Source organism: Janthinobacterium pasteuri, from assembly GCF_051380775.1.
Classification (GTDB): domain Bacteria; phylum Pseudomonadota; class Gammaproteobacteria; order Burkholderiales; family Burkholderiaceae_D; genus Janthinobacterium.
The window spans coordinates 138,349-161,914 of record NZ_JBNYXS010000012.1; the positions used below are offsets into that span (position 1 = coordinate 138,349).

The 23,566-nt window shown below is 64.7% G+C and carries 16 protein-coding genes and 1 pseudogene; 8 read left to right on the plus strand and 9 right to left on the minus strand.

What is annotated here, in order from left to right; translation table 11 throughout:
- Positions 1-34: 34 nt before the first annotated feature.
- Genes ACQ4WN_RS14335 through ACQ4WN_RS14350 form a run of 4 tightly spaced genes read right to left on the minus strand, consistent with a single transcriptional unit; the run spans position 35 to position 6,147 of the window.
- Positions 35-3,247, minus strand: a complete 3,213-nt coding sequence (locus tag ACQ4WN_RS14335; RefSeq protein ID WP_436552142.1) for a CHAT domain-containing tetratricopeptide repeat protein — start codon at positions 3,245-3,247, stop codon at positions 35-37.
- Complete coding sequence (locus ACQ4WN_RS14340) at positions 3,244-4,923, minus strand: caspase family protein (RefSeq protein WP_436552143.1); 1,680 nt, start codon at positions 4,921-4,923, stop codon at positions 3,244-3,246. The genes ACQ4WN_RS14335 and ACQ4WN_RS14340 overlap by 4 nt, the downstream gene beginning before the upstream one ends.
- Positions 4,924-4,928: 5 nt before the next feature.
- Positions 4,929-5,543, minus strand: a complete 615-nt coding sequence (locus ACQ4WN_RS14345) for a hypothetical protein (protein WP_436552144.1) — start codon at positions 5,541-5,543, stop codon at positions 4,929-4,931.
- On the minus strand, positions 5,536-6,147 hold the full coding sequence (locus ACQ4WN_RS14350; protein WP_436552145.1) for an RNA polymerase sigma factor: 612 nt from the start codon (positions 6,145-6,147) through the stop codon (positions 5,536-5,538). Before ACQ4WN_RS14350 ends, ACQ4WN_RS14345 begins: the two co-directional genes overlap by 8 nt.
- Positions 6,148-6,434: 287 nt before the next feature.
- On the opposite strand from ACQ4WN_RS14350, the gene ACQ4WN_RS14355 reads away from it, so the two are divergent.
- From ACQ4WN_RS14355 to coaD, 6 genes are all read left to right on the plus strand, one after another.
- The gene (locus ACQ4WN_RS14355; protein WP_436552146.1) at positions 6,435-6,656 is read left to right on the plus strand and encodes a helix-turn-helix domain-containing protein; all 222 of its coding nucleotides are present in this window, start codon (positions 6,435-6,437) and stop codon (positions 6,654-6,656) included.
- A gap of 160 nt (positions 6,657-6,816) precedes the next feature.
- Positions 6,817-7,293, plus strand: a complete 477-nt coding sequence (locus ACQ4WN_RS14360; protein ID WP_436552147.1) for an Hsp20 family protein — start codon at positions 6,817-6,819, stop codon at positions 7,291-7,293.
- A gap of 279 nt (positions 7,294-7,572) precedes the next feature.
- The gene (locus tag ACQ4WN_RS14365) at positions 7,573-9,087 is read left to right on the plus strand and encodes a Do family serine endopeptidase (RefSeq protein ID WP_436552148.1); all 1,515 of its coding nucleotides are present in this window, start codon (positions 7,573-7,575) and stop codon (positions 9,085-9,087) included.
- Between the two features lie 31 nt (positions 9,088-9,118).
- On the plus strand, positions 9,119-9,778 hold the full coding sequence (locus ACQ4WN_RS14370) for a response regulator (protein WP_436552149.1): 660 nt from the start codon (positions 9,119-9,121) through the stop codon (positions 9,776-9,778).
- 2 nt (positions 9,779-9,780) lie between these two features.
- On the plus strand, positions 9,781-11,115 hold the full coding sequence (locus tag ACQ4WN_RS14375; protein WP_436552162.1) for an ATP-binding protein: 1,335 nt from the start codon (positions 9,781-9,783) through the stop codon (positions 11,113-11,115).
- A 118-nt stretch (positions 11,116-11,233) separates the two neighbouring features.
- Positions 11,234-12,382 carry a pantetheine-phosphate adenylyltransferase gene (gene coaD / locus ACQ4WN_RS14380; RefSeq protein ID WP_436552150.1) on the plus strand — a complete coding sequence of 383 codons (1,149 nt, stop codon included), beginning with the start codon at positions 11,234-11,236 and terminating at the stop codon, positions 12,380-12,382.
- Positions 12,383-12,421: 39 nt separating this feature from the next.
- On the opposite strand, the gene ACQ4WN_RS14385 is transcribed toward coaD, so the two are convergent.
- From ACQ4WN_RS14385 to ACQ4WN_RS14395, 3 genes are all read right to left on the minus strand, one after another.
- Positions 12,422-14,620 carry an OsmC domain/YcaO domain-containing protein gene (locus ACQ4WN_RS14385; protein WP_436552151.1) on the minus strand — a complete coding sequence of 733 codons (2,199 nt, stop codon included), beginning with the start codon at positions 14,618-14,620 and terminating at the stop codon, positions 12,422-12,424.
- Between the two features lie 153 nt (positions 14,621-14,773).
- The gene (locus tag ACQ4WN_RS14390) at positions 14,774-17,176 is read right to left on the minus strand and encodes a TonB-dependent receptor plug domain-containing protein (RefSeq protein WP_436552152.1); all 2,403 of its coding nucleotides are present in this window, start codon (positions 17,174-17,176) and stop codon (positions 14,774-14,776) included.
- A 165-nt stretch (positions 17,177-17,341) separates the two neighbouring features.
- The gene (locus ACQ4WN_RS14395; protein ID WP_436552153.1) at positions 17,342-18,127 is read right to left on the minus strand and encodes a PhzF family phenazine biosynthesis protein; all 786 of its coding nucleotides are present in this window, start codon (positions 18,125-18,127) and stop codon (positions 17,342-17,344) included.
- A gap of 97 nt (positions 18,128-18,224) precedes the next feature.
- Here ACQ4WN_RS14395 and ACQ4WN_RS14400 point away from each other — a divergent pair, with 97 nt between their 5' ends.
- Both ACQ4WN_RS14400 and ACQ4WN_RS14405 read left to right on the plus strand, forming a co-directional pair.
- Positions 18,225-21,365, plus strand: a complete 3,141-nt coding sequence (locus ACQ4WN_RS14400; RefSeq protein ID WP_436552154.1) for an error-prone DNA polymerase — start codon at positions 18,225-18,227, stop codon at positions 21,363-21,365.
- Positions 21,366-21,405: 40 nt separating this feature from the next.
- A complete protein-coding gene (locus tag ACQ4WN_RS14405) occupies positions 21,406-21,885 on the plus strand; it encodes a GNAT family N-acetyltransferase (RefSeq protein WP_436552155.1) in 480 nt (159 codons plus the stop codon).
- Here ACQ4WN_RS14405 and ACQ4WN_RS14410 read toward each other — a convergent pair whose 3' ends face one another.
- Positions 21,886-23,295, minus strand: coding sequence for an FAD-binding oxidoreductase (locus ACQ4WN_RS14410; RefSeq protein ID WP_436552156.1), 1,410 nt, complete (start codon positions 23,293-23,295; stop codon positions 21,886-21,888).
- 22 nt (positions 23,296-23,317) lie between these two features.
- A pseudogene (locus ACQ4WN_RS14415) lies at positions 23,318-23,566 on the minus strand (IS1595 family transposase); the annotation flags it as partial.

Consider the following 23,566-nt stretch of genomic DNA (forward strand, 5'->3'; position numbering starts at 1 on the left):
CATACACCAAAAACAGCCTTCCGTCGTGTGGCGCTCAGGAGCCGAGCAGGATGAAACCGGCCCAGTAGAAGGGATGGCCGCGTGCGTCGCCACTGCCGCCGGCGGCGTCGAGCGGCGTCAGGCCCCGCGTCGCCGTGACGCCATGCCGGGCGGCACGTATCTGCCGCAACTGCGCCTGGCGCAAGGCTTGCGGCTTGCCCTTGCCTTGCGCCAGCGCCGCATAAAAATCGCCCATCAGGGTGGCCGTCGACTGGTCCGACACGCGCCACAAACTGGCCAGCACATTGCGCGCGCCGCGCTGGCGGGCCAGCCAGGCCAGGCCTTCCAGTTCGCGTCCCGTGGCATCGGTGCCGGCCGGCACGGCCGTTTCGCAGGCCGACAGAGTGAGCAGGTCCAGCCCGGCGAAGCGGTAGCCGTCCTGCGCCAGTTCCGCCAGGCTGAGTTTGCCGCCATCGCCCAGCAGCAGGTAGGAGTCCGCGCCCACGCCCGAGCGCAGCACGAAATGGCTGGCGATATGCACGCTGCTGTTGGCGGGCAGCGCGCGCTGCAGCGCCGCGCCGGTGAAGTCGCCATCGAGGTAGACCTGGCTGGGGATGCGCGCCGCGTGTCCGATCGCCTGCACGGCGCGCAGTTCGCGCTGTACGAAGGGCAGGGCCGGCAGTTCGCCGCTGGCGCGCGTCTGGCCGAACAGGGCAAGCGATGGCGCGCGGCGCGGCGCTTCTTGTGCGCCGGCCTGTTCGCCGCCGCTGGCATGCAGCGAGACGGGCAGCCGTTCGATCAGCCAGCGGCGCCCGTCATGCAGCATGGCGAACGGCAGGTAGCGCAAGACGCCACCTAGCGACAGCGACAGCGAGGTGGCGCCGTCCAGTTCCCGGCTGGCCGGCGCCAGCAGCAGCGCATACAGTGCCTGCGCATCGGCGCGCGCGTCCTGTCCCGGGTCTTGCGCGCTGCGGCGCAGGCGGGCGATGCGCTGCGCCAGCGCGCGCTCGTCGATGGCCACGTCGTGGATGGTGCTGCCGGTGCGTCCGCCGCGCTGCGCGACGATGCGCAAGCGCGTCTCGGTAACCAGGTAAGTCAGGTGCAGCACGCCCCGCTTGAGCGGTTCGCGCCGCGCCATGCCAGCCTTGCCTGCTGGCGTGGGCGTGGCCATGCTGGCCGCTGGCAGCGTGGCCAGCGCCTCGGTGGCGCCATCGAGCAGCAGTGCCATGGCGTCGTTTGCCCGCTGCCATGCGTCGTCGGCTTGCGCCACGCCCTGCGCCTGGCGTTCGCGCGCCGCAGCCAGCGCCTGAGCGCCTGCGCGCAGGGCGGCGGCGCGCGCATCGAACTGGCGCTGCCATTCGCCTTCCGCTCCCGTGTAGCCGAGGCGTGTGGCGCGCGGATCAGGGGCGCTGCGCACCAGGCTGTGGAATTCGTCCTCGCGTACCATGGCCAGCACGGTTTCCGCTTCGTGGATGCGATGCTGGTCGAGCAGGCGGTCCGCCAGCTGGCCATAGGCGGCGCGTTTTTGCCGCACAAAGCCCTGCCGCAGCGGCACGGGCAGGCTGGCCGTGCCGGCGCGCGTGGCTTGCAGCGCATTGACCGCCTGCTTGCCGAGGAAAATGCCGGCCGCGTCCGGTTCCAGCGCGCCCAGCTGCGCCGCCGCCCGCGCTTCGAGCATGCTCTGTTCATTCGCCATGCCGATGGCCAGAGCGCGTGCCGACTGGGAGCGCGCCGTGGCGGCATCGCCCGCGCGCGCATTCAGTCCGGCCGCGTCCAGCAAGGCCTGTGCATGGGCGGGATGGGCCGCGCCGCGCGTGGCGGCCAGCTGCTGCGCCATGGCGCCCGCCTCGCGCGCCAGCGCCTGCAGTTCGGCCGCACCGATGCCGGCATGCTCCGCGCGCGACTGCAGGCGTGCCTGGCGCACCGTGTCGAGCATGCCGGCCGTGGCGGGAGGCGTTTGCAGCAGCCGCGCCTCCAGGCCGGCCAGTGCCGTTTCCGCCTCGTCCTGGCGTCCCAGCGCGGCCTGTGCCTGCGCCGCCAGCAGCAGCGCATCGGCTTCGTCGGCCGGCAGCGCCTGGCCGCCGGACATGGCCAGCCGCGCCGCCGCCTGCGCCGCTTCCAGCGCCTGCTGGTACTGCCCCAATGCCATGCGCGCGCTGCCATGCGCGAGCTGGTGCGCGGCGCAGGTGGCGGCGGCCTTGCCATATACGGCGCGGCAATGCTCGAGCGCTGCGGCGGCGGCCACTTCCGCGCGGCCCAGCTGATTGTCTGCCAGCGCCGTCAGCGCCACGTCCTGCCAGGCGCTGACGGTGTTGGCATGGCGGTCGCCGAACAGGGCGCGGCGGATGCGCAGGCCGTCCTCCGCCTCTTGCCATGCCTTGCCGCTTTCGCCCAGGCGCAGGTGGATGCCGCTCAGGCGGTTCAGGGCCACGCTGGCCTGCATCGAATCGGCCCCCGAGCGCTGCACCGCCATGGCCAGCGCGCGCTGGGCGAACGCCAGCGCCTGGCGGTCGTTGCCGCTCAGGGTGTACCAGTTGGCCATGTCGGTCACGCTCGTTTGCGTCTCGGTGCGGTTTTCGCCGAAGGCCGCCAGGCGTATCCGGTAGGCGCGCTCCAGGTAGCCATAGGCTTCTTCCATGCGGCCCATGCGCAGCAGCAGCACGCCCACGTCGCGCATGCCCCACGCATGGTCGGTGCTGTCCTCGCCCGAGGTGCGGGCCCACGTCTGCATGGCTTGCCGCGCATACGCCAGGCCGCGCGCATACTCCTTGGTCTGCAGCGCCACGCCGGACAGGTTGGACAGGCTGGTGCCATACGATACCGTGTCCTTGCCGATCAGGCGCGCTTTCGCCGCCAGCGCGATGTCGCCCCATTGCCAGGCCAGCTCGAAGCGGCTCCACTGGCGGTACAGGTACATCAGTTCGCTCGGGTAGTACATGCTTTCGCGTCCTGGATCGCCGTCGTCCAGTGCCTGGCGGATGGCCCAGCCTTCCAGCAAGGCCTGTTCGCTCTCGGCGTAGCGGTTGAGCATGTGCAGGCTCTGGCCCACGCCCAGCAGGCCGGTGGCGATGCCGGCCCGGTCGTCCGCCGCGCGGCAGGCGGCCACGCTGCGCTGGAACAGGGGCAGCGAGACGGCCGGCTGCTCCTTGCCGTTGGCGTCGTTCGCCTGCGCCAGCCATGGCGCGATCACGGCCTGGCAGGTGCCTGCCGATGCCATTTGCGGCAAGGCCGATACGGCCAGCAGCAGGCCCAGGGCGAGGCGTCTCATTGGATGGAGCGCCAGGACAGCCGTGCCACCTGTGCCTGGTCGGGGTTGCCCGCTTCCGCCACGGGCACTGCAACGTTGGCCGCACCGCGCGTGGGTAGCAGGGCCGGCAACGCTTCGGTGATGGCGAAGCGGCGCGGCAGGGAACCATTTGCCGCCGGTGCAGCCACCAGCGCCAGCCATTCCACGCCAAAGTGGGGGCCGCTGACGACGAAGCTGCGCTCGATGCGGCTGATGCCGGCGCCGATGGCGGGCGGCATGCGGTTGCTGTCGCCGTCGAGGGCCGGATAGATGCGCGCGGCGGGGCCGTCCAGCGGCAGGTGCGCCAGCCCCAGGTCGACGGAGGCGGCGCTGCGGTTTTCCACGCTGAGGCGGATGCGCGTACCGGCCGGCAGCACGCCAAGGTCGCCATCGGCGAATGTCAGCTGGCGCGGCGCCTTGCCTGGCAGGGTCAGTTCGATGCGCGCGTCGAGCAGGGGCGGGCCTGGCGTGGCAGGCAGCGCCAGCAGGGCGGCGAGACGCTGCCCCTGTTTGCCCGGGCGTATCGATCCCGCAGGCAGCGGCGCGGGCGTGCGGCTGGCCCAGCCCGCTGCGGCGCCTGCACTGTCCGGTAGCAGCGTCAGCCGCGTTTCTCCCCAGCCGACCGTGGCGGCGCGCCAGCGCGCGCCGGCCTGCCGGAACAGGTCGCCCTCGCGTATGCCGTCGAGCAGGCCATACGGCACTTGCCAGCCCTGCGCATCGCGCTGCACGGGCCACAGTGGCGCAGGGCCGGTACCGCCGCCCTGCCACAGCGGTGCGTCGAGCGCCCCCGCATACACGGGCGAAGGCCAGGCGGAGCGGGGCAGCAGGTAAGCCTGCAATGCGCTCCTGTATTGCTGCGTGGTGCCGCCGGCCCACATGGCATAGGTTTGTGGCTGGCGTTGCAAGGCGGCGATGACGGCCCGGGTAAACAAGCCCGCTGCCAGACCCGGCGTGGCGGCCGTGGCGGCCTCCGGCGTGCGCTGCTGGGCTTCGGCGGCGAAAAAGGCGACATAACGGGGCCGCGCCTGCGCTTCGTCTGGTGGCGTGTCCTTGCCAGGGGCCGGGCGCCAGCCGATGTCGCTCGCCGCCAGCCCACGCCACGCCAGGCCGTCACCGCTGCGCGTGCCCGCTGCCGCATGGCAGGTATCGAATATGGCCACGACCTGTGTCTGCCGCGCGGCAAACGCATCGATGGCGCGCCCCAGTTCGCTGCTGCCGACGCCGCCATCGAGCTGCCGCCCCTGGTGGCTGACCTGGCTGTCGCGCGTCAGCAAGCGCGTGCGCCGTCCTTGCGGCGCGGCTGCCTGGCCCGGATAGGCGGGCAGCAGCACGCTGTGGCCCGACCAGTACAGCAGCAGGACATCGTCCTTGCCCAGCGTCTTTTCCAGCTGCGTCAGGCGCGCCAGGATGGCCGCGCGCGTGGGCGCCTGGCTGGCGCCCGCATCATCGGCCAGACGGTAGATATGTTCATCGGCGAAACCCTGTTGCCGCAACGCGGCGCGCATGGCGTTCACGTCGGCCGTAGGACCGCCCAGCCAGCTGCTGCGCGGCATGGCGGGCAAGGCGCCCACGCCGATCAGCAGCGCGTGGCGTTCGCCCGCCAGCACCGCGCCGCTCAGCAGGCAGGACAGCAGCAGCCATGCTTGCCGGCGCCGCATCTGCCTCATGGCGCGGTGTGCGCGTCGACGCGCGATGCTTCGTTCGCGACGCCGCTCGCTTGCAGGCTGCGCAGGGCCGCCTGCGGGTCGGCCGCATCGAGCAGATAGCTGTGGTCAGGCAGGGGGCCGGCGACGATGCCTGCCTGTGCCTGCTCCAGCGCTGCAGCGACCTGGGCCATGCTGGCAGTTGGCAGGAATTGCACACGCAGGCTGGCCTGCGGCGCTACTGCACCCGGCACGCTGCGCCAGCGCAGTTGATCCGCCGGGGCTGCTTGCTGCCACAGCAGCCATGCCTGGCCTATGCACAGGCTGGCCAGTGCCGTCATGGCCATTGGTGCCAGTGCAGGTAGCGCCAGGCGCTGGTACCAGCGGCGCCAGAAGGCGGGGCGTTCGAGGCGGCGATGCAGTTCCGCCAGCCCTGCGGCGGGATCCATGCTGGCCGCTTCGGCCTCGATGGCAGTGCGGATATCGTCCAGCCAGTCGGCATCGGCGGCCCAGTTCGGATCGCCTTCCAGCCTGGCGGCGATGCGGCTGGCCACGTCTGCGGGGGCATGGCCATTCAGGTAGTCTGGCAGCATCTCACGCAGCGCCTGTTCCTGAGGATCGATGGACTTAGCCATGGCGGCCGCCTTCCTGGGCAAACCAGCGCTGTATGCACTGGCGTAAGTTGATGCGGCCATGAAACAAGCGCGTCTTGACGGTGCCTTCCGGTGCTTGTTGAATATGGGCAATATCGGCCACCGACAGGTCGTCGAGGGCCCACAGGGTCAGGCTTTCGCGCTGCATCGGGTTGCGCAGACGCAGCAGGCATTTCAGCACGGCATGGCGCCGTTGCAGACTTTCCCTCGCCACCTGTGGTCCCGGATCGTATTCCGCCTGCTCTTGCTGCTCCTCGCTATCGCTGTCGAGCGGCACTTCGCGTGCCACGCGCTTGCCGTGGCGGCGGAGCTGGTCGATGGCCTTGTTGCGGGCCAGGGTCAGCAGCCAGGTGGCGAATGCCACCCGGCCGTCGTAGCGCATGGGCGCGCGCCAGATATCGTGGAACACGTCCACCGTGACTTCGTCGGCGACCGCGTGCACATCGAGCCCCGAGCCCGATAGCTGCAGGCGCGCAAACACGCGCACGCGCGGCGACCAGGCGCGGTACAGGGCGTCCAGCGCGCGCTGGTCGCCTGATGCCATAGCAGCGAGCAGTTCGGCGGGATTGACAGGCAATGCGCTCATGGTCGAGGGGGCAGGGGCAGGTTGAATGGGGGGGCAGGCAATGGCGTCGTGGCGATTATAGCATCGGGGAAATAGTGCAGTATTGGTAAGTTCGAGGCTTGCAAAGGCGTGGGCGCAGGGGCTGGCGCAATTTCATTGCAAAAAGATTGAACCGGATGGCGGTGCGCTGCGAACAAGAGCATGAAGGGCCGCATTGCAGCTGGTCCGCCTAGCCGAAAAGGACAGTTCGATCATGAGAAAACGCGGCAAGACCTTGCGCGATGCCAGCAGGGTCGGGGAGCCAGCCCATGCATGAAAATATGTTATCCGCTAACGTTGTCATGCAGCGCCTGACGCCGGCCGAGCAGCTGGTGGCGGCCATGGCCATGCGCGGCACGCCCTACAAATCCATCGCCCGAGCGCTCGACAAGTCGCCAGCCACCGTGCGCAACCAGTTGCATATGATTTATCGCAAGCTTGGCGTGAGTAACCGGACGGCGCTGGCTTGCGCCTTGCACACCGGCAACTAGCCCGCTGCGCGGCAAGCCTCAAAAATATTGTCGGCACTGGGGCAAAAATCGTCTTTTTCAAGGCCTTGAAGGCCGCTTGATCGTCCTTAGATTGGTAGCAAGCGGATGCTCACGGTGAGGTCCGCCCCTCTTATCGCTTCATTTGAAAAGGATATTTATCATGCGTACTTTTGACCTTGCTCCCCTGTACCGTTCCGCCATTGGCTTTGACCGCCTGGCACAGTTGCTCAACGAACAGCGCGCCGATGCACAGCCCAGCTATCCGCCCTACAACATCGAACTGGTGTCGGAAGATAAATACCGGATCGTGATGGCATTGGCCGGCTTCTCGCGCGAAGAGATCGACATCATCACCGAACGCGACTCGCTGCATATCACGGGCCGCAAGCAGAAAGATGGCGTCGAGCGCACGTTCTTGCATCGCGGCATCGCTGCCCGCGATTTCGAACAGCGTTTCCAGCTGGCCAACCACGTGAAGGTTACGGGCGCCACGTTTGAAAACGGCATGCTGACCATCGACCTGGTGCGTGAAGTACCGGAAGCGCTGAAACCGCGCAAGGTCGAGATCGGCACCGGCAGCGACACCATCGCTTCCGCCACCAACGTGAATGCGCTGGAACAGCGCCAGGCAGCCTGATCTGAGTTGAATGGATGTCGGCGCCAAGCGCTGGCATAGGCGGGAGGGGGTAGCCCCTCCCCATGCAGTAAAATACTGGCCGGTTGATCCGGCCAGTGTCACGTCCAGAGCCCGTTCGGGCCCTTCATCGCCCGCCATGCGAGATGCGCGCGGCACGCAAGATTAAACCCTGCTTAAAGGCGCCAATGCCTGTTTCCAAATGGAAAAATGTTAAGCACCGCCTAAGACTCGTGGCCCACTATTGCATACATCAAAATCTCATTGAATGAGGAGCAATTCATGGAACAGCAAACCAATACCGCATCGCTGAAAATCAAACGCACCGTAGCCGCGCTGGCCGCGATCGGTGTGCTGGGTGCCGGTGGCGCCATGGTGATGCATCAGAACAATGCCGGCGCGAATGCCGCCGCCGGCATGCCCGCCGCCCCCGTGGCTGCCGCCGTGGCGCCTGCCGCTGCCGCGCCGCTGGTGGCCTTGCCCGACTTTAGCCAGATCGCCGCGCGCAACAGCCCGGCCGTCGTCAATATCAGCGTGACGGGCAGCACCAAGGTGGCGTACGACCCATCGGCCCAGGCCGGCAACGACGACTTCGGCAACGACCCGTTCTTCGAATTCTTCCGCCGCTTCCAGGGGCCGCAAGGCGGACAGCGCGGTGGCCGCGACGTGCCCACGCATGGCCTCGGTTCTGGCTTCATCGTCAGCCCGGACGGCGTCATCATGACGAATGCCCACGTGGTGCGCGATGCGCGCGAAGTGACCGTCAAGCTCAACGACCGCCGCGAATTTCGCGCCAAGGTGCTGGGCACCGATCCGAAGACGGATATCGCCGTGCTGAAAATCGACGCCAACAACCTGCCCATCGTGCCGCTCGGCCATTCGAGCGACCTGAAAGTGGGTGAGTGGGTGCTGGCCATCGGTTCGCCGTACGGTTTCGACAGCACGGTGACGGCCGGCGTGGTCAGCGCCAAGGGCCGTTCCCTGCCCGACGACAGCAACGTGCCGTTCATCCAGACCGACGTGGCGGTGAACCCCGGCAATTCGGGCGGTCCCCTGTTCAATACGCGCGGCGAAGTGGTCGGCATCAATTCGCAGATCTACAGCCAGACGGGCGGCTTCCAGGGCTTGTCGTTCGCCATCCCGATCGACCTGGCCGGCCGCATCAAGGACCAGATCGTCGCCACGGGCAAGGCCAGCCATGCCAAGCTGGGCGTGACGGTGCAGGAAGTCAACCAGGGCTTTGCCGACTCGTTCAAGCTGGCCACGCCGGAAGGCGCGCTGGTGGCCAACGTCGAGCGGGGCAGTCCGGCCGACAAGGCGGGCCTGAAGTCGGGCGACGTGGTGCGCAAGGTGAATGGCCAGCGCATCATCGCCTCGGCCGACTTGCCCGCGCTGGTGGGCACGTCCTTGCCAGGCGACAAGATCAGCATGGATGTCTGGCGTGACGGCAAGATCGTCAGTCTGACGGCGATGCTGGGCAATGCGGCCGACAAGGTGGCCGAGGTGGCGAAGAGCGACAGCGCGGCCGGCAAGGTAAAGCTGGGCCTGGCATTGCGTCCGTTACAATCGGATGAAAAACGCGAGGCGGGCATCAGTGCCGGCCTGCTGGTGGAAGACGCGGGCGGCGCGGCGGCGAATGCCGGAGTGCAGCCGGGCGACGTGCTATTGTCGGTGAATGGCCGTCCCGTCAACACGGTCGAGCAGGTGCGCGATGTGGTGGAAAAATCCGCCAAGTCGGTGGCCTTGCTGATACAGCGCGGCCCCGATAAGATCTTCATCCCCGTGCGTTTGGGTTGAAAACGAGAATAACGAGATAGAGAGGCAAGCCATGCGCTTATTGCTGGTAGAAGACGACACGATGATCGGCGAGGTGGTGCTCGACTTGCTGCGCGCCGAGCATTACGCGGTGGACTGGGTCAAGGATGGCGACATGGCCGACACGGCCCTGCAGACGCAGACCTATGACCTGGTGCTGCTGGACCTGGGCTTGCCGCGCAAGGATGGCCTCGACGTGCTGCGCTCGATGCGTTTGCGCAAACTCGATACCCCGGTGCTGGTGGCCACGGCGCGTGACGCCGTCGAGCAGCGCATCGCGGGCCTCGACGCGGGCGCCGACGATTACGTCTTGAAGCCGTATGATCTCGACGAACTGCTGGCGCGCATCCGTGCCCTGCTGCGGCGCGCCTCGGGGCGGCCGGAACCGATCTTCGAACACCAGGGCGTCTCCATCAATCCGCTGACGCGCGAAGTGATCACCGAGGGGCATCCCGTCAACCTGTCGGCGCGTGAATGGGCCGTGCTGGAAGCCTTGATCGCGCGCCCCGGCATCGTGCTGTCGCGCGCGCAGCTGGAAGAAAAACTGTACAGCTGGAAGGATGAAGTCAACAGCAATGCCGTGGAAGTGTATATCCATGGCTTGCGCAAGAAGCTGGGCAGCGATTTGATCCAGAACGTGCGCGGCCTCGGCTACATGGTGCCCAAGGCATGAGGATGAAGGTCACGGTGACGCACTCGCTGCGCGGCCGCCTGCTGTGGTTTTTGCTGGCAGCCATCATCATGGCGGCTCTGGCGCAGGCGTCGATCGCCTACCGCAGCGCCCTGTACGACGCCGACCAGATCTTCGATTACCACATGCAGCAGATGGCCCTGTCGCTGCGCTCCGGCGCGCCGCTGGCCAACCATGCGCAGGCGTTGCCGGCCGACCCCGTCAACAACGACATGGTGGTGCAGGTGTGGACGCCGGACGGCGTGCAGGTGTTCCGCTCGATCACGCGCGCGGAACTGCCACAGCGCGCCGTGCTGGGTTTTTCGAATGTGAAAGCCAACGGCACCACCTATCGCATCTTTTCCGTGCAAACCAGTTCCCAGACCGTGCAGATCGCCCAGGACATGGCCGTGCGCAAGCGCATGGCCGGCAGTCTGGCGCTGCGCACGGTGGGCCCCATTGCGCTGATGGCGCCGATATTGATGCTGGTCGTGTGGTGGGTGGTCAGCGGTTCACTGGCGCCCGTTTCGCGCGTGCGCAAGCAGGTGGCGGCGCGCCAGGCGGACGATCTGTCGCCCGTCTCGGAAGCGGGCTTGCCCGACGAAGTGCGCCCCCTGGTGCATGAACTGAATTTGCTGTTCGGGCGAGTGAAAACGGCGTTCGACGCGCAGCAGCATTTCGTCGCCGACGCCGCGCATGAATTGCGCACGCCGCTGGCGGCATTGAAGTTGCAGGTACTCAGCCTGGAACGGGCCGAATCGCAAGAAAAGCGCAGCCTGGCGATTTCGCGCGTGAGCGCCGGCATCGAGCGGGCCACGCGCCTGGTCGAGCAACTGCTGGTGCTGGCGCGCCAGGAAGCGAGCGCCGCCAGCGGCGACCAGTTGCAGGCGGTGGACTTGAACGATGTCGTCAAGCGTGCGCTGGGCGACATGGCCGGTATCGCGCAGGCGCGCAAGATCGACCTGGGCCTGCACCACATGGACCCGGCCAAGGTGGCGGGGCAGGCCGATGCGCTCAACATCATGCTGCGCAACCTGGTCGACAACGCCATCAAGTACACGCCGCAGGGTGGCACGGTCGATATCGACCTGCGCGCCAGCCCCGTCGGCGTGACCTTGTCCGTGGAAGATAGCGGCCCAGGCATCGCGCCCGAGGAACGCGAGCGCGTCTTCAGCCGCTTTTACCGCGTGCCCGGCACGGACGCCAACGGCAGCGGCCTGGGGCTGGCCATCATCAAGGCCATCGCCGAACGCCATGGCGCGCGTCTGGTGCTGGATAAATCCGAGCGCCTGGGCGGCCTGTGCGTGCGCGTGGAATTCCCCCAGGCGGTGAAAAAATGAGGCAGATTTCCCTCCAGATCGAGGCGGGTTGAGGCGAATCTTTAACCTGGTGCATTGACGTGCGCGCCGTGGCCCTATATTGTCTGCGAAACAAGCAGAACCAGACCACGGAGTGCACATGCAGAGAATCGGATTTTCAGGAACCCTCGACCCCATCACCAACGGCCATATGTGGGTGATCGGCGAAGCGCGTTCGCTTGCCGACGAGGTGATCGTCTTCCTGTCGCAAAACCCCGCCAAGAAGCCGCAATTTCCCGCCGAAGACCGCAAGCGCATCATCGAGCAGAGCGCGCGCGAGTGCGGCTGGGAGAATGTGCAGGTAGTTATCGTCAAGGGCGACTACACGGCGCGCGCGGCGAAAAAGCATGGCTGCGACTATCTGATACGCGGCATCCGCACGACGGCCGATTTCGATTATGAAAACCTGATCCAGCAAACGAATGTGGACGTACTTGCTGGTGCCAAGACGATTTTCGTCATGCCGCCGCGTGACCTCGGTTCCGTCAGTTCCAGCTTCGTCAAGGCGCTGGAAGGTCCCGTGGGCTGGAACTGGACCATGAAAAAATTCGTCCCCGGTCCTGCCTACCAGGCGTGGATACTCGACTGCCTGCGCAAGGAGTGGGAAGCGCTGTGGAATTACGCTAGCGCCTCGCAAGCCGACATCGCGCTGGCTGATCACTGGTTCGCGCACCTGACGGGACCGCAGGCGTATGGCGGCGCGGACCGTCATTATCACAACCTCGACCACCTGGTGCACGGCCTGTCGGAAATCCGTGTGTGGGCCGACAATACCAATGCGCCCAAACGCGACAGCGCGCTGGTCAAAAAAGCCTTCTGGTTCCACGACGCCGTCTATAGCCACGACGAAGACGCCCTGTATTCGAGCGAAGAGGCGAGCGCCCAGTTATGGCTGGCCAGCGGCCTCGATGCCGGGGACAACCTCGATGTGGCGCAATTGATACGCGTCACCGACCATTTCCAGGGCCCCGGTATCAGCCACGCGCTGAAGGACGCCATGCTCAGCGCCGACCTGGCCATCCTGGGGCAAGATGAAGAGGTGTACCACGCCTATACGCAAGCCATCGGCCGCGAGTACGCGCATGTGGATCCCGTGCGCTTCAACGAACAGCGGGGCCTGGCGCTGCAGCATTTATGCAGCAAGGCGCAGGCGGGCCAGCTGTTTGGCGATGCGTATTTCGCCGACCAGTACAACCAGAGGGCCATTGAAAACATGCAGAAGGAGATCGCAGCGCTGGCAGGCGGCTGACTCTCGTCAGCCGGTTGCTAGCAGCCCTGGCTTTCCACCCTAGCGGGCCGCAGCCTTGGCGCGCGCCGCGTGCAATTTCTTGAAGCTGTCGATCAGGCGCTGGTGCCTGTCGAGGCCTTCCAGTTGCATGCTGGTCGGCGTCAGGCCGAAGAAGCGCACGCTGCCGTCCACCGAGCCCAGCACCGCGTCCATGCGGGCGTCGCCAAACATGCGGCGGAAATTGACGACGTAATCGTCCAGCTCCAGCTCGTCATCGAGTTCCACTTCCAGCACCACGTTCAAGGCTTGATAGAACAGTTTGCGTTCGAGCGTGTTGTCGTTGTACTGCAAGAAGGTTTCCACCAGCTCTTTCGCTTCCTCGAATTGCTGCAAGGCGAGATGAATCAGCAGCTTCAATTCCAGCGTCGTCAGCTGGCCCCACACCGTGTTTTCGTCAAACTCGATGCCGATCAGCGTGGCGATGTCGCCGTACTCGTCAAGCTCGCTATTTTCCAGGCGATCGAGCAGGTCTTCCAGGCTGGCATCGTCCAGCTTATGCAAGTTCAGGATGTCGGCGCGGAACAGCAGCGCCTTGTTGGTGTTGTCCCAGATTAAATCTTCGACCGGATACACTTCCGAATAACCGGGCACGAGGATGCGGCAGGCGGTGGCGCCCAGCTGGTCGTACTCGGCCGTGTACACTTCCTTGCCCATGTCGGCGAGGATGCCGAACAGGGTGGCCGCTTCCTCGGCGTTCGAGTTTTCGCCGTGGCCGGAGAAATCCCACTCGACAAAATCGTAATCGGCCCTGGCACTGAAGAAGCGCCACGAGACGATGCCGCTGGAATCGATGAAGTGTTCGACGAAGTTATTCGGCTCGGTGACGGCTTCGCTGGCAAAGGTGGGCTGCGGCAAATCGTTCAAGCCTTCAAAACTGCGGCCCTGCAGCAATTCCGTCAGGCTGCGCTCGAGCGCCACTTCCAGGCTCGGGTGCGCGCCGAACGAGGCAAACACGCCGCCCGTGCGCGGGTTCATCAGGGTGACGCACATCACCGGGTACACGCCGCCCAGCGACGCATCTTTCACCAGCACGGGGAAACCCTGTTCTTCCAGCCCGGCGATGCCGGCCAGGATGCCCGGATACTTCGCCAGCACTTCTTGCGGCACGTCGGGCAGGGCGATTTCGCCTTCGAGGATTTCGCGCTTGACGGCACGCTCAAAAATTTCTGACAGACATTGCACCTGCGCTTCGACCAGGGTATTGCCGGCGCTCATGCCGTTGCTGACATATAAGTTTTCGATCAGGTTGGACGGGAAGTACACGACCTCGCCATCGGACTGGCGTACATACGGCAGCGAGCAGATGCCGCGCTCCGCATTGCCGGAGTTGGTGTCGATCAGGTGCGAGCCGCGCAGTTCGCCATCGGGGTTGTAGATATCGAGGCAATAGGCATCGAGAATCTCCTTCGGCAGCGCATCCTTGCGGCCCGGCTTGAACCAGCGTTCGTTCGGGTAATGGACAAAATCCGCGTTGGCGATGTCGTTACCCCAGAACGAACCCGCATAGAAATGGTTGTTGCTGAGCCGTTCGATATACTCGCCCAGGGCTGACGCCAGCGCGCTTTCCTTGGTCGCGCCCTTGCCGTTGGTGAAACACATGGGCGAGTGCGCGTCGCGGATATGCAGCGACCACACATTCGGAATGATGTTGCGCCACGAGGCGATTTCAATCTTGATGCCCAGGCCAGCGAGCAGGCTGGACATATTGGCGATGGTCTGTTCCAGCGGCAAATCCTTGCCCACGATATAGGTGCTCGCGCCCGGATCCGGATTCAAGGTCAGCAAGGCCTGCGCATCGGCGTCCAGGTTCTCGACTTCTTCAATGACGAATTCTGGCCCCGTTTGCACCACTTTTTTCACCGTGCAACGGTCGATCGAGCGCAGGATGCCCTGGCGGTCCTTGGCCGAGATATCGGCCGGCAACTCGACCTGGATCTTGAAAATCTGCTGATAACGGTTTTCCGGATCGACGATATTGTTTTGCGACAGGCGGATATTCTCGGTGGAAATATTGCGTGTATCGCAATACAACTTCACGAAGTAGGCCGCGCACAGTGCCGACGATGCCAAAAAGTAATCGAACGGGCCAGGCGCCGAACCATCACCCTTGTAGCGGATGGGCTGGTCGGCGATGACGGTAAAATCGTCGAACTTGGCTTCGAGACGCAGCTTGTCGAGAAAGTTGACTTTAATTTCCATGAGGTAATCCAATACTGTGCTGATGAGTTAGCCGCTATTATCCGTGCTTTCCGCCGCAGGGCAAAGATTGTTCACTGCGTATTGATCTGCGCATAAAAAAACAGCGGCTGCCCATATTGGCGCAGCCGCTGTTTCTTCAGGCGGACAGGGCGATCAGAACTTCACCCACAGGCGGCCGAAATACGAGGCGCCGTTCAGGCCGAACTGCACGCTGTCGTATTTGAAACCATTGTCCGTTTCATCCGCGTTTTGCGTGGTGGGCTTGACGTTGAAGATATTGTTGCCGCCGAAAGTGAGCTTGGTATTTTTGTTGATGCTGTAGGTGAAGCTCAGGTCGGCTGAAGTCTTGGCCGCATAATGGGCGTTGGGCACGCCGGCGGCCGTGCCGCTGAAGGTGCCCAGGGTTTGCGGGCCAAAATAGATGATGCGCAGGTCCGATTCCAGCTTGCCCGTGATGTAGTCGAAGCCCAGGGTGGCTTTCGCGCGGGGGCCGCCCTGTTCGATGAACAGGCGTTCGCGCTCGGACAGCAAGACATCCTCGAAGCCCGTCAGCGAGGCGGGCGTCTTGACCTTCGTCACTTCCGTTTTGCTCAAGTTCAAGGCCAGGAAGGTGTTCAGGCGGTTGCCGGCCAGTTCACCCTTGTGCGAGGCCGTCAAGTCCAGGCCGCGCGTGCGCGTGTCGATGGAGTTGACGAAGAATTGCGCCTCGCCCACGCCCAACAGGGCCAGGCGCGCCGCCAGGTCCGGATAGTTGTCGGCATTGAAGCGGCCCGACAGCACGATGCGGTCCTTGATCTTGATGTTGTACAAGTCGGCCGTGACGGAAATGGCTTGCGTCGGCGTCCAGGTGGTGCCGAACGTGAAGCTGGTGGATTTTTCTTCCTTCAATTTCGGGATGCCGGCCGCGTTGGCGACGGTGCCGCCGTTCGGTGCCAGCACCACGTCGGTGGGCACGCCGCCGATGAAGTCGGTGAAGGTGGACGAGAAATACACTTGCTGCAGCGACGGCGCGCGGAAGCCCGTGCTGGCCGAGCCGCGCAGCAGCACGTCGGGTGCCACCTTGTAGCTGGCGGCCAGCTTGCCCGTCACGGTGGAGCCGAAGTCGCTGAATTTTTCATAGCGCAGGGCCGCTTGCGTTTTAAATCGATCTGTCCAGTCCAGTTCCACGTCGGCATACGCGGCGATGCTGTGGCGTTTGGCCTTGGTGGCGTCGCCGGGCTGGAAGCCGGGAAAGCCCTGGCTGCCCGCATTGCCGCCCACGCCCACGCCATCGGCGTCGCTGTAGGAGCCCGCTTCGCCGGCCATGATCTTGTATTCCTCGCTGCGGTATTCTGCACCGAAGGCCACGTTCATGCCGCTCATCACCGTGTCGTAAAAGCGGCTGAAATCGGCGTTGCTGGTCAGTTGCTGGAACGAGAAGCCGCCCGCGTCATAGCTGCTGGCGCTGACGCCCTTGCCGCCGTTTATCAGGTCGAGGTTGGCAATCGAGGCGTTCAAGGTATGGCTGATGTCGTAGCGCATCTTGTTGTAGCCATAGGTTTGCGAAAAGTCAGCATGCCATTCGCCGATCTGGCTGCGGTGGCCGATGGTGGCGTACTGGTCATCGATCTTGCCGTTAATGAACGGTACGAAACCATTCGGATACATGGCGGCCGAATTGCGCGACGGAATGTCTTCGCTGCCGATGCCACCCCGGCCGAATGCGGCGCTGGACGCGTCGCGCGTCTGCGCGCCGGCCGTGAAGTACAGTTTGCCCGTGCTGCTGGTGGCGTAGTCGCCATTGATGTACAGCGTCTTGTTTTGCGATTTGGTGTCGCCAATGATGCGCATGCTGTCCGCGTCGGCCCGGTTCGAGCGGCCCCGGTCCAGGTATTCGCCCGTGATGGCCAAGGTACCCTTGTCGCCCAGCGCGATGCCGCAGTAGGCGGAGGTCATGTAGTTCTTGCCGTCGCCGGCCGAGTATTGGCTGTAGCCGGCCACCGCTTCGCAACCCAGGCTTTTCTTCAGTTCGATGTCGATCACGCCGGCAATGGCGTCCGAGCCATACTGGGCGGCGGCGCCGTCGCGCAGTACTTGCACGTTCTTGATCGCCAACAACGGAATCGCATTCATGTCCGTGCCCGTGTTGCCGCGGTTGCGCGCGCCGAACAGGTTGACCAGGGCCGTCGTGTGGCGCCGTTTGCCGTTCACCAGCACCAGGGTCTGGTCGGAACCGAGGCCACGCAGGGCGGCCGAATCGACGAGGTCGGCCCCGTCGGCGCCCGTCTGGCGCGTGGAGTTGAACGAGGGCGAGATGTATTGCAGCGATTGCGCCAGGTCAAACTGACCGCCTTGCTCGGCCACCCTGGAAATCGGAATGATATCGACCGGCACCATGGTGTCGGTGGCGGAACTGGTGACCCGGCGCGAGCCGACCACGCTGACCGTTTGCACGGGGCCGTCCGTGGCGGTCGCTTCCGTGCTCTGGGCCATGGCGGCGGGACTGAAGGCGGCCAGGGTGGTGCTGCCGTACAGGCTGATGAGGATGGCTTTACGCAAGGTGGTGAGGGTCGGCACGCGGTGTCTCCAAGTGGTATTGTGACTTGATTTTAGTGCCATCATTTCATCCTCCACCAGCGATACTTTGTTTTGTTATTACAAATCTGCCGTAACTGTTGTTTCCTGGTTGACTATCTTTTGTTCACCGCCTGGCTTGCCTTGCGCTGGTGCGCGATGCCCCATTCAGGTGCTGCGTTGCACCATGCCGCCCACCAGGATCTCCCCGGGGCTGTATTGCACGTCGATCAAACACGGTTGCTGCGTCACGTGGCCCTGATGCAGGCGCAGCGACTGTTGCAAATGCGATGCCAGCGCGCCCGCCGCCACGCCCGTGGCGCTGTCTTCCAGCGCCGGGTCGAGGTGGTTGAAGTTGCGCCCCTCGTATGCGTTCTCGCCCGTGCGGCAATACGCATAGCAGCCGTTGACCTTGTGCAAGGCGCTCCAGTCGGCGATCAGTTCCAGGTTCGGCCGCAGCGCGCGCAGGGTGGTGCGGTCGGCCACTTCCAGCAACAGCTTAGGACTGCCGACCGAGGCGATCACGGGCGGCGACAGCAAGTGCATGTGCTGGCCCATGAGTTCTGACGGCACATACTTTTCCAGGCTGACGGCAGGTGCCGGCTGCGGCACCAGGCCGATGAAAAAATTTTCCGCGCGGCGCACCAGTTGCAAGGCTTGCCCGTGCATGGCCGTGCTCACCGTCAGGGCTGCCGGGGCGCCAGGCACCGTCAGCAGCACATGCGCGGCCGCCAGGGTGGCATGCAGGCACAGGGGGCTGCGCGTGTGCGGATAAAAATAGTCGAGCACGATGCCGCCGTCCGCTTGCCGGTCGATGAAGACGCAGGCGCTGACCTGGCGTTCGCGGGCGAAGGCCTGGCGCGCCGTTACGCTACCGTGCTCATTTTCCACGACCAGCGCCGCATTGCCGCCACCGGGTGCGGCGCCGAAACATTTCAAGAGATGAGCGATCATGGCGGTCGAGGCAAAAGGTAAAACACCAGCATAAACGATTAGCCCGAATCCAGATAAGTATAATATACTGTGTTTATATACAGTATTGAGGTGGATCATGTGGGGCGCTGTTTTACCCGAGTATGTTGAGTTGTACTGCCTGAGCAATTTCAGCTTCCTGCATGGGGCCTCGCATGCGGAAGAGTTGGTGGCGCGCTCTGTCCAGCTCGGTTACAAGGCGGTGGCCATCACGGACGAATGTTCGCTGGCGGGCGTCGTGCGCGCCCATGCGACAGCCAAGCGGGCCGGTTTTCCCCTGATTATCGGCGCGCATTTTCATTTGACGCAGGCCGACGGTAGCGCGGCGCTGTCCTTGCTGGCGCTGGTGCAGGACCGCGACGGTTACGGCAATCTGTCGGAACTGATCACCATGGCGCGCACGCGGGCGGCCAAGGGGCGTTATTTGCTGACGCCCGAGGATTTCGCCGCGCCTTCGTCCGAGTTTGCCCATTTGCAGGGTTTGCCCGGCTGCCTGATGATCTTGCTGCCCAGCTATCCGGCCCGGCCCGAAACGCTGCGCGCGCAGGGCGCGTGGATGGTGTCCACCTTTGGAAGCGAGCGCAGCTGGATCGGCCTGAACCTGCTGCAGCGGGCCCAGGATGACGCGCACCGCAGCGGCGTGCAGGACGTTGCGCTGGCGCTGGGCTTGCCCGTGGTGGCCGTCGGCCATGTATGCATGCATGTGCGTTCGCGCAAGCCTTTGCTCGACACCCTGTGCGCGATACGCGTGGGCAAGTCCGTGGGCGAGTGCGGCTATGCGCTGGCGCAAAATGCGGAACAGCATCTGCGCGCGCGCTTGCGCCTGGCCAATGTGTATCCGCCGCAAGCGCTGGCGGAAACCGTGCGCATCGCCAGGATGTGCGAATTTTCCCTCGACAGCTTGCGCTATGACTATCCCGACGAGCTGGTGCCGGACGGCCACACGCCAGCGACGTATCTGCGCGAGGAAACCTATGCGGGCGCGCGCATCCGCTTTCCGTTGGGTATCCCGGCAAACGTGCAGCAGCAGATCGAGCACGAGCTGGAACTGATCGCCGACCTTTCCTACGAGCCGTATTTTTTGACCGTGTACGACATCGTGCGCTTTGCACGCGCGCAAAACATCCTGTGCCAGGGCCGGGGCTCGGCCGCCAACTCGGCTGTCTGCTATTGCCTGCACATCACGGAAGTGGACCCGGCGCGCGGCAATTGCCTGGTCGAGCGCTTCATGTCGCGCGAGCGCAACGAGCCGCCCGATATCGACGTCGATTTCGAGCACCAGCGGCGTGAAGAGGTCATTCAATACATCTACGGAAAATATGGCCGCGAGCGGGCCGCGCTGGCGGCCGTGGTGATCAGCTACCGGCCGAAAAGCGCCTTGCGCGACAGCGGCCGGGCGCTGGGGATCGACCTGGCCATCGTGGAAAAAGTGGCCAAAGCGCATCGCTGGTTCGACGGCAAGCGCGATCTGCTGGAGCGCCTGGCCGAATGCGGGCTGGACCCGGAGGCGGAGTTGTCGCAGCAGTGGGCCGGCCTGGCGCAGCAACTGCTGGGTTTTCCCCGGCACCTGTCCCAGCATCCGGGCGGCTTTGTCATCGCGCAAGGGAAGTTGTCGCGCCTGGTACCGATTGAAAACGCCAGCATGGCCGAGCGCAGCGTCATCGAGTGGGACAAGAATGACCTGGAGGAACTGGGCTTGATGAAGGTCGACGTGCTGGCGCTGGGCATGCTGTCGGCCTTGCGCCGTGCCCTGGAGCTGGTCAGTGCGCGGCGCGGCGAGGAATTCCGCCTGCAGGATATTCCCGCCGAAGACCCCGCCACCTACGACATGATGTGCCAGGCGGACACCATCGGCGTGTTCCAGATCGAGTCGCGCGCGCAGATGAGCATGCTGCCTCGGCTGCGTCCCCGTGAATTCTACGACCTCGTCATCGAGGTGGCGCTGGTGCGCCCCGGCCCCATCCAGGGCGGCATGGTGCATCCGTACTTGCAGCGGCGCCAGCAGAAAGAGCCGGTCGAGTATCCGAAGGGCCTGGAAAAGGCGCTGGGGCGCACCCTGGGCATCCCCATCTTCCAGGAGCAGGTGATGCAGGTGGCCATCATCGCGGCCGATTTCACGCCCGGCGAAGCGGATCAGTTGCGGCGCGCCATGGCGGCCTGGAAACGCAAGGGCGGCATGAACAATTACCATGACCGCATCGTCGATGCCATGGTGGACAATGGTTATGAGAAAGAATTTTCCGAGGCCATCTTCAGCCAGATCGAGGGTTTCGGCGAATACGGTTTCCCCGAGTCGCATGCGGCCAGTTTTGCCCTGCTGACCTACGCCAGTTCCTGGCTGAAATGCCACGAACCGGCTGCCTTCCTGTGCGCCTTGCTCAACAGCCAGCCCATGGGCTTTTACAGTCCATCGCAACTGGTGCAGGATGCTCGCCGGCATGGCGTGCAAGTGCTGCCCGTCGACGTGGCCGTCAGCGGCTGGGAAGCGGCATTGGAAGAAGGGCAGGGCACCTCACCCGCCGTGCGCCTCGGCTTGAACAGCCTGTTCGGCATGCGTGGCGAGGCGGCCCAACGCATCGAGGATGCGCGCGCCATCGCCGCCTTCGTCGACGTGGCCGACCTGGCGCGGCGTGGTGGCCTGGACCGTCATGACTTGCAGGTGCTCGCCGCCGGTAACGCGCTGCACGCGCTGGCCGGCCACCGGCGCGAGGCGCTGTGGCAGGCGGCCGGCGCCGTGCCCGACAGGGATTTGCTGCGTTCCACCACACCAGAGGAAGACTTACCCGTGCTGGCCGCTCCCACGGAGGGGGAGAGTATCGTCAGCGACTACCGTTCGCAAGGCCTGACCCTGGGCCGCCACCCGCTTGCGCTGCTGCGCAAGTCATTGCTGGAACAGCGTTTTCTGCCCGCATCCGCGCTTGCCAGCTACACGAATGGCCAACTGGCGCGCGCCTGCGGCATCGTCACCGTGCGCCAGCGACCGGGCACGGCCAAGGGCGTCATCTTCATGACCCTGGAAGACGAGACGGGCACGGTCAACGTCATCGTCTGGCCCGATCTGGTGGAAAGCCAGCGGCGCGAAGTGTTGAGCGCACCCCTGCTGGGCGTATATGGCGTGTGGCAAAGGGAGGGACTGGTGCGCAACCTGGTGGCCAAGCGCCTGGTCGACATGTCGCATCTGTTGGGGCGTTTGCGCACCAGCAGCCGCGATTTCTGTTGATGCTTGTCAATATCGTCCAGGCGGTGGCATGATTGTCATCATGACTACTTTACCCGAAACGACACTGCGTCCCGCCCTGGTCGCCGACGCGCCCGCCATCGTCGCCCTGATCGACGACCTGATGCCCTTTCTGACCCTGCACCCGGATGGCGCGGGGGCGGAAACGTTCATCGAACACTGCCGCCAGCCAGCCATCGAAAACTATTTGTCGCTACCGAACTACCATTACCAGCTCGCGCATATTGATGGCGAGCTGGCCGGCGTGGTGGCCATGCGCGACAACACGCACCTGTTCCACATGTTCGTGCCGCGCGCCCTGCACCGGCGCGGCATGGCGCGCCGCCTGTGGAAGGCCGCCCGCGATGCGTCGCTGGCCAGGGGCGGCGTGACGGCATTTACCGTCAACTCCTCGGCCTACGCCTTGCCCCTGTATGAAAGCCTGGACTTTGTCGCTACGGGACCGAAGGTGGAGACGGGCGGCATCGCGTTTGTGCCGATGCGCATGGAATTGACGGCCTGATTACCAGCGCACGATCTTGCCCGGATTCATGATGTTCTTCGGGTCCAGCGCGTGTTTCAAGGCGCGCATGGTGTCGATGGCGCCTTCGCCATGCTCTTCCACCAGGAAAGCCATCTTGTGCATGCCCACGCCGTGTTCGCCCGTGCAGGTGCCGTCCATGCAGATGGCGCGCGTGACCATGTCGCTGTTGACCTTTTCCGCGCGGGCGATGTCGGCGGGATCATCGGGGTCGACCAGCATCTGCACGTGGAAATTGCCGTCGCCCACGTGGCCGATGATGGCGTAGACCAGGCCCTGCGCCTCGCAATCGGCCTTGGTGGCCAGGATGCATTCGGCCAGACGGGAAATGGGCACGCAGCAATCAGTGGAAATGGCGCGGCTGCCGGGGCGCATCTGCAGCAGGGCGAAATACGCGTTATGGCGCGCGGCCCACAGGCGCGAGCGCTCTTCGGGGCGGCTGGCCCACTCGAAATCGCTGGCACCGTGCTCCGCCGTGATGGCTTGCACCAGTTGCGCCTGCTCGGCCACGCTGGCCGGCGTGCCGTGGAATTCAAACAATAATAAGGGTTTTTGCGGCAGCGCCATCTTGTCGTAGGCATTGATGGCTTTGACGCCGTTTTCATCGAGAAACTCGACCCGTGCCACGGGCACACCCATCTGGATGGTCTGGATCACGGCGTTGACGGCCTCGCCCGTGCCGGGAAAAGAACAAACAGCCGCCGAGATCGCCTCGGGCAGCGGATACAGTTTCACCGTCACTTCCGTGATGATGCCCAACGTTCCCTCGCTGCCGACAAACAAGCGCGTCAGGTCGTAGCCGGCCGAGGATTTTTTCGCCCGCGTGCCCGTCTTGATGATGCGGCCATCGGCCGTCACCACCGTCAGGGCCAGCACGTTTTCACGCATGGTGCCGTAGCGTACGGCATTCGTGCCCGAGGCGCGCGTGGCGGCCATGCCGCCCAGCGACGCATTGGCGCCGGGGTCGATGGGGAAGAACAGACCCGTGTCGCGGATTTCCTCGTTCAGCTGCTTGCGCGTCACGCCCGCCTGTAAGGTGGCCGTCAAGTCTTCAGCATGCACGGCGACCATGGCGTTCATTTGCGACAGATCAATCGTCACGCCACCATGCAGGGCCAGCACGTGGCCTTCGAGCGAGGTGCCACTGCCATAGGCGATGACGGGCACGTCGTGTGCGCTGCACAGCTTGACGGCGGCCGCCACTTCCTCGGTGGAATGGGCGAAGATGACAGCGTCCGGTAACATGGGGGGATAGCTCGACTCGTCGCGGCCATGGTGTTCGCGCATGGCTTGCGTCATGGAAAAGCGGTCGGCAAAGATCAGGGAAAGTACGGCAGCAAGGGATGCGGGCAGCGGTTTTTTCAGTACCGCCAACTGGTCCGTTTGATTCACGCGAGTCCTCCGTTTTTTTTGGCTATGTCACCGTAAGGTGTGGGAACTCTCCGATGGTTGCCTTCAACAATGTTTCTGGGGAGCGGATGCGTCCGGCGTCGAGTATCCAGCGCCACCCCAGATAATTCGGCAGGTAATGGCTGGCTACCCCGTTGAATATGCGCAGCCAGCCGCGCAAGCGGCTGTGGTAGGCATTGACGTTCTGCACGTGGGCGGCGCCCTGTACGCGGATGCCGGCGCGCACGTTGACGGCCTGGTGGCTGAGCCCGGC

What these genes read in the sequence shown, in the direction of transcription:
- ACQ4WN_RS14335 (WP_436552142.1), bottom strand. Translation starts at nt 3,247, where the DNA reads ATGAGACGCCTCGCCCTGGGCCTGCTGCTGGCCGTATCGGCCTTGCCG.
- ACQ4WN_RS14340 (WP_436552143.1), bottom strand. Translation starts at nt 4,923, where the DNA reads ATGCGGCGCCGGCAAGCATGGCTGCTGCTGTCCTGCCTGCTGAGCGGC.
- ACQ4WN_RS14345 (WP_436552144.1), bottom strand. Translation starts at nt 5,543, where the DNA reads ATGGCTAAGTCCATCGATCCTCAGGAACAGGCGCTGCGTGAGATGCTG.
- ACQ4WN_RS14350 (WP_436552145.1), bottom strand. Translation starts at nt 6,147, where the DNA reads ATGAGCGCATTGCCTGTCAATCCCGCCGAACTGCTCGCTGCTATGGCA.
- ACQ4WN_RS14355 (WP_436552146.1), top strand. Translation starts at nt 6,435, where the DNA reads ATGCATGAAAATATGTTATCCGCTAACGTTGTCATGCAGCGCCTGACG.
- ACQ4WN_RS14360 (WP_436552147.1), top strand. Translation starts at nt 6,817, where the DNA reads ATGCGTACTTTTGACCTTGCTCCCCTGTACCGTTCCGCCATTGGCTTT.
- ACQ4WN_RS14365 (WP_436552148.1), top strand. Translation starts at nt 7,573, where the DNA reads ATGGAACAGCAAACCAATACCGCATCGCTGAAAATCAAACGCACCGTA.
- ACQ4WN_RS14370 (WP_436552149.1), top strand. Translation starts at nt 9,119, where the DNA reads ATGCGCTTATTGCTGGTAGAAGACGACACGATGATCGGCGAGGTGGTG.
- ACQ4WN_RS14375 (WP_436552162.1), top strand. Translation starts at nt 9,781, where the DNA reads ATGAAGGTCACGGTGACGCACTCGCTGCGCGGCCGCCTGCTGTGGTTT.
- coaD (WP_436552150.1), top strand. Translation starts at nt 11,234, where the DNA reads ATGCAGAGAATCGGATTTTCAGGAACCCTCGACCCCATCACCAACGGC.
- ACQ4WN_RS14385 (WP_436552151.1), bottom strand. Translation starts at nt 14,620, where the DNA reads ATGGAAATTAAAGTCAACTTTCTCGACAAGCTGCGTCTCGAAGCCAAG.
- ACQ4WN_RS14395 (WP_436552153.1), bottom strand. Translation starts at nt 18,127, where the DNA reads ATGATCGCTCATCTCTTGAAATGTTTCGGCGCCGCACCCGGTGGCGGC.
- ACQ4WN_RS14400 (WP_436552154.1), top strand. Translation starts at nt 18,225, where the DNA reads ATGTGGGGCGCTGTTTTACCCGAGTATGTTGAGTTGTACTGCCTGAGC.
- ACQ4WN_RS14405 (WP_436552155.1), top strand. Translation starts at nt 21,406, where the DNA reads ATGACTACTTTACCCGAAACGACACTGCGTCCCGCCCTGGTCGCCGAC.